Genomic DNA, 5765 nt, shown 5'->3' with positions numbered 1-5765 from the left:
CCTCGATTTCAGCTTCAGCGGCCTGAAGACGGCGGTCGCAAACTATCACCGGGAAGGGAATAAGACTCGGCTGCAGGATGTCTGCGCCAGCTTTCAGCAGGCGGTGGTCGACGTCCTCGTGAGAAAGACCGAGTGGGCCATCCGGAAGGAACGGGTCGGAAGGGTCACCCTCTCGGGTGGAGTGGCTGCAAACAGCGCGCTGAGAAGTGCGTTCGTGCGCATGGCTCAAGAGAGGGAAGTGAAGGTATTTAGTCCGTCCGTACAGCTCTGCACAGACAATGCAGCGATGATCGCTGCCGCGGGGTACCACCACTTTATGGAGAATGACACAAGGGGAGAGGATCTGAACCCGGTGGCATATCTGCCGCTCTGAAGGAGTACGGAGGAATTTTATCCTGCCCGGAGAGAGGATACAAGACCTTCCATCGGAAAAAATGAAGGCTCGTTATCTGTTATTATAGGGGACTATGAAGGGTTACGTGCTCATCATCGGCATTCTTGCGATAATCGTCTCATCGCTCATTACGCTTAATATCTTTTTCCAGAATACGCTCCAGATGGAGATGGCGGAACAGTTCAACAAGCAACAGCTGCTCCTCGCGAACGCCCAGGCCTCGAATATCCAGTCCTACATCAATGATCTCAGGGGTCATCTTGTCCATACCGCCCGCTTCATTTCGGGCCTCCGGATGGACGAAAGAAAGGGGTTCCTCTGGCTTGCCGATGAACTTTTCAGAGAGAGGGAAAGCGTAAGCACGGATCTCATCTTCCTCAATAAGGAGGGCGAGGTTCTCTTCTCGAAGGGGAAGGGAGCGATCAAAAAATCGGACATCAAATCCCTGTCGGAAAAGGCAGGGACATGTTCGAATGAAGTCATCATGGAGCAGAAAGATCAGACTCTTTACATGACCGCGCCGATATGCCGGGAGGGTATATTCGATGGTGCCGTTATCCTCGGCATCGGGATTCAGGAAATGGCCCGTGAGTTCCTCGCTCCGATTAAGTCGGGGTCGAGAGGATATGCCTGGATGATGGATGACAAGGGTGACCTCCTCTACCATCCGACGCAGCCGGGGATGATGGGGCGAAACCTTTACAAAGCCGGGGCTTCCTGTTTCACCTGTCACAGGTCCTTCGAAATCGAGAAGAAGATTATAGAAGGCAGGGTTGAACACTTCGGCATCTATCTCGCCCCGTCAGGTGAAGACAAGGTCCTTGCTTACTCCGTCGCACCGATCGGACCGCTGAAGTGGATCGTGGCCGTCTCTGCTCCTTACTCTGAGGTGACGATATCGATTCAGAGGGCGATGAAGTTTTACTCGTGGCTGATCATCGCCATCTTTGCGACCACGAGCATCGTATCGGCGATGCTGATCGTCTTTCACCGAAAGAAGGTGAAGGCGGAAGAGGCGGTTCGCCACCAGGTGGAACTCGAGGGGTATGCCGAGAATCTCGAGCGGGAGGTCGCGAGGAGGACGCAGGAGCTTTCATCAGAGAAGGAGAAGCTCAATACGATCGTCAGCGCAATCGGGAGCGGCATAGTCCTGACGGATAACGAGGGAAAAATTAAATGGGTAAACCAGGCGATGCACGAGCTGGCGGGGCAAGACATTACCGGAACGAAGAGCAACGATGTCTTCACGGATTTCACCGTCGTCGGCTCATATGTCCTGAATGAGATGCAGACGGAGATCGTTTCGAATTTTCTCGGAAGGACGGATAAATTCTATCAGCTGACCACCGCTCCAGTGAGGGGCGAAGACGGAGAACTGCACGGCTGCATCCGGCTCATCCAGGATGTGACGGAGATGAAGAGGATGGAGGATCAGATGATGCATTCGGAGAAACTCGCATCCCTCGGCAGACTGACCGCGGGAGTCGCCCACGAAATAGGGAATCCGCTCACCTCCGTATTTTCTTTCGTCCAGATATTAAAGGATATGGAGCAGGATGAGTTTAAGAAGGAGAGTCTCGAGACGATCTATTTCCACATCAATAGGATAGCCGACATACTGAAACAATTTTCGGGCTTCTCGAAAATGGCGCCCGTCGAACTGAAGAAGTGGAAGGTGAATAACCTCATAGAGACTTCCCTCTCGCTCATCCAGTACGACAAGAGGGCGAAGGAGATCTCGATCGTCAGGGATCTGTCCCCCGACCTGCCGGACATCGCGACCGACGGGAGCCAGCTTTCTCAGGTGTTTGTCAATCTCATCCTCAATGCCGTGGATGCAATGCCGAATGGAGGGACGCTCACGATCAGGAGCCGGGTTGATGACGGTTCTATCGTGATCCGATTCGAGGACACCGGAATCGGAATCAAGAGGGAGAACATCTCGAGGATATTCGACCCCTTCTTCACGACGAAGGAGAAGGGCACGGGATTGGGACTGGCGGTGAGTTATAGTATCGTCAAGAAACTGAACGGCGATCTGACCGTAGAGTCCGAACCGAACAAGGGGACAAAATTTACGGTGAGCCTGCACGGTAACGGAGATCAATGAAACCGAGGATCCTTGTAGTAGACGACGAAAAAGATATTTGCAAGGCCCTTGAGTTCCTCCTCAGACACGAGGGATATTCGGTCACCCTTGCCTACAGCGGTGAAGAGGCGATAGAAAAGCTCGGGAAGGAACACTTCGATGTCGTCCTCACCGACCTCAAGATGGAAAAAGTGGACGGGTTTGCCGTACTCGAGAAGGCGAAGGAATTGAGTTCCGATACCCAGGTGCTCATCATGACCGCCTTCGCGTCCGTCGAGTCAGCGGTTACGGCGATGAAGAAGGGTGCCTATGACTACGTGCAGAAGCCCTTTCACAACGAAGAGATCAAACTCACGATAAAGAGGGTGCTCGAGCAGAAACGACTCGTGGAGGAAAATATCGCGCTGAAGCAGCAGCTGAGCCAGCGGCTCGGATACAAGGAGATCATCGCCGAATCGTCGGCGATGATGCAGATCTTCGAAACCCTCGAGAAGGTGATACCGACGAAGAGCAACATCCTGATCCTCGGGGAGAGCGGAACCGGAAAGGGGCTCATCGCCGAGCTGATTCATTGTAACAGTCCGAGGAGGAACAATCCGTTCATATCGATAAACTGCTCCGCCATACCCGAGGGGCTCCTCGAGTCCGAGCTGTTCGGATACAAGAAGGGGGCCTTTACCGGAGCGGTGGCGGATAAACCCGGTCTCATTGTCATGGCCCATCAGGGGACGCTCTTCCTCGACGAGATCGGCGATATGCCCCTCAATCTCCAGGCGAAGATCCTGAAGGTTCTCGAATCGTCCGAGGTCGTCCCGCTCGGCGACACCCGTTCCCGGGTGATCGATGTCAGGCTGATAACGGCGACGAACCAGGATCTTGAGCAGAAGGTGAGGGAAAAGACCTTCCGGGAGGACCTCTTTTACCGGCTGAACGTCATCGAAGTGCGGGTGCCGCCCCTGCGGGAGAGAAGGGACGACATCCCCCTTATCGTGAACTCTTTCATAAAGAAGTTCTCCGAGGAGAACAAGAAGGCGGTCAAGGGGGTCGAAAACGGCGCGATGCGCTATATCATGCAGTATCCGTGGCCCGGGAATGTGAGGGAACTTAAGAACGTGATCGAGCGGGCGGTGGTTTTGTCTCCCGGAGAGGTTATCACAGCCCGTGAACTGCCCGATAAGATGCAGAAGAACGAAAGCGTCCTCAGGGAGCAGCAGGGAGTTTCTCCCCTGAAGATATCCATCGAGGACTTCGAAAAGTCCCGTATCGAGACTGTCTATAATACGCAGAACAGGAATAAGGAGGAGACGGCGAGGATACTCGGCATAGACTTGGCGACCCTTTACCGGAAATTGAAAAAGTACGGGATAGGGGAATGAGCCGTGATTATGGGTTCGCCGGTTCCGGGATCATAAGAGATGAAGAAAGTATTCATCATCGGCTGCATCGCGGGAGGGATACTGGGAGTGACGGTCGCGCTCAGCATGGACTTCTTTCTCGGAGGCGCCATAGGGAGCGGCTGGCGGGACGCGGTCGCCCATGACCTCGGCGCTCTCTTCGGGAGGCAGTTCGGGAAGAACTCTCTCCCCGTCATCACGGGCGTCGTTGTCGTTGTGGGGTTCATCGGCGCCGTCGGATCATTCCTCGGCGGCATATTCGGCGTAATGATAGCCACCCTCTTCTCTCTCTTGACGAAGGGACACCAGGGATAATCCCTTCTCGGCGCGGTAGAGCGGGTATTTTCAAAAAGATCGATATGAAGAACGTCTCGGTAACGGTTCAGAAGGAGTTCTGCGAAGAATGTTCTCTCGCACTGCGGCGGTTTATCGGCAAGATGGACGGTGTTGACTCTATCGAAGTGGGGGAGGGAAAGATCGTAATCAGTTTTGACGGCTCAAGAATCAGTGAAGAGGACATCCTGAAGATAACGAAGGAGAGCATAGAAAAGCTCGGCTACACGATGAACGGGCAGCCATAGTCACTGCCGGCTGCTCCATTCGTTTTATCGCGTTTCTTCATGATTCTGCCGTTTCCTCCGTCAACTTCCTCCCAAATAATGCTCTGGTGCTAACCTTTATTGAGATCGCTGCACTGAGCGCCGCAGCAGCACAATTCTCCCCTTGCCTTTCTAAACGCCTCGCGTCCTTCCTGAAAAGAGAAGATGGCGATACCGATGGCACCAAGAGAATCCATCAGGCCAAGGCCGGTCGCTTCATAACCAAAGCTTGCGATCAGGAGTACGATCGAAAGATAGAGACATGTCTTCGTACAGGCTGCATCGGCAAGTAGCGCCCGGGACGAAAACCGCTTGCCGATCTTCACCTTGTAATGAATAAGCATCCACATCGTTACGATCGAAACGGCAGCCACGACGATGCCCCACAGGGTCGTTGCGGGCCTACGGCCTTTGTAAATATCTGCAAGCGCGGTGAACACCAACCCGATGGTGAGGATATAAAATGCGGTTCCGGTAATCCTGAGAGCGGTGCCCTCGAATCTGCCCTGGTCTTCGGAACTGTTTCTTCTCATCCTCCGGATCATGTGCCATATCCCGGCACCTGATATTACCTCAACAAAAGAATCCATTCCGAAACCGAAAAGGGCGACTGTCCGGTCCTCGATGCCGAAAAAGACGGAGACCAGCCCCTCAACGAGATTATAGAAGATCGTGATGAGAGCGAGAGCCGTTGCCCACCGATAAAATGAGGCTTTTCCCGTGTTCGGACTCTGACTATTTTGCACCTCCTATAATAACATCCCGGCTGCGTCATCCCTCAATTCGTTTAACCTGTCCCGGAGTGACAGGTTCTTTTCATAATTTCTTCATGAAGGTGGGGTATTTTTAATTATGAAGTTGGACTTTTCCAGCAGAGTCCTTGTGGGCGCAGTAATATCCGCTGTCGCCGTCATCATTCTAGGGGGAGGTGTGAATATGTCGACGAGACACGATGATACCGAGGCCGGCATCGGCCTGCCGTCTTCGGATACTGATCCTTCGGGCAAATTCGAAACAGCTACCTTTGCGCTGGGCTGATTCTGGGGTTCCGACTCCCAGTTTGGGAGCCTGCCCGGTGTTGTCCGGACGCGGGTGGGATACGCCGGAGGCACGAAGAAGAATCCGAGTTATCACGACCTGCGAGATCACTCCGAGGCGGTTCAGATCGATTTTGATCCATCCCGCATCTCCTATAGAGAATTGCTCGACATCTTCTGGAAGGGGCACGACCCGAGGAGAACTTCGTGGTCACGCCAGTATAGGGCTGCGATATTCTATCACAACGAAGA

General features: G+C 53.6%; 7 protein-coding genes. 6 read left to right on the top strand and 1 reads right to left on the bottom strand.

Annotation, left to right across the window (positions count from 1 at the left end; all coding sequences use genetic code 11):
- The 5 genes from VEI96_12715 to VEI96_12695 all read left to right on the top strand — a co-directional run.
- On the top strand, positions 1-373 hold a 373-nt coding region (locus tag VEI96_12715), incomplete at its 5' end, for a carbamoyltransferase N-terminal domain-containing protein (protein HXX58857.1).
- Between the two features lie 94 nt (positions 374-467).
- Complete coding sequence (locus tag VEI96_12710; GenBank protein HXX58856.1) at positions 468-2504, top strand: ATP-binding protein; 2037 nt, start codon at positions 468-470, stop codon at positions 2502-2504.
- Entirely contained in the window at positions 2501-3859 is a 1359-nt protein-coding gene (locus VEI96_12705) for a sigma-54 dependent transcriptional regulator (protein ID HXX58855.1), read from the top strand. The genes VEI96_12710 and VEI96_12705 overlap by 4 nt, the downstream gene beginning before the upstream one ends.
- 39 nt (positions 3860-3898) lie before the next feature.
- Entirely contained in the window at positions 3899-4192 is a 294-nt protein-coding gene (locus VEI96_12700) for a hypothetical protein (GenBank protein HXX58854.1), read from the top strand.
- Between the two features lie 44 nt (positions 4193-4236).
- Positions 4237-4458 (top strand): heavy metal-associated domain-containing protein, encoded by a 222-nt coding sequence (locus VEI96_12695; protein HXX58853.1) that lies wholly within the window; start codon positions 4237-4239, stop codon positions 4456-4458.
- An 89-nt stretch (positions 4459-4547) separates the two neighbouring features.
- Here VEI96_12695 and VEI96_12690 read toward each other — a convergent pair whose 3' ends face one another.
- Positions 4548-5222, bottom strand: coding sequence for a cation transporter (locus VEI96_12690; GenBank protein ID HXX58852.1), 675 nt, complete (start codon positions 5220-5222; stop codon positions 4548-4550).
- 346 nt (positions 5223-5568) lie between these two features.
- On the opposite strand from VEI96_12690, the gene VEI96_12685 reads away from it, so the two are divergent.
- A partial coding sequence (locus VEI96_12685; protein ID HXX58851.1) for a peptide-methionine (S)-S-oxide reductase occupies positions 5569-5765 on the top strand: 197 nt, incomplete at its 3' end.

It is taken from the genome of Thermodesulfovibrionales bacterium (assembly GCA_035622735.1).
Classification (GTDB): Bacteria; Nitrospirota; Thermodesulfovibrionia; order Thermodesulfovibrionales; family UBA9159; genus DASPUT01.
Note: the sequence above shows the minus strand (reverse complement) of the source record. Positions and strands in the feature narration are given on the sequence as shown.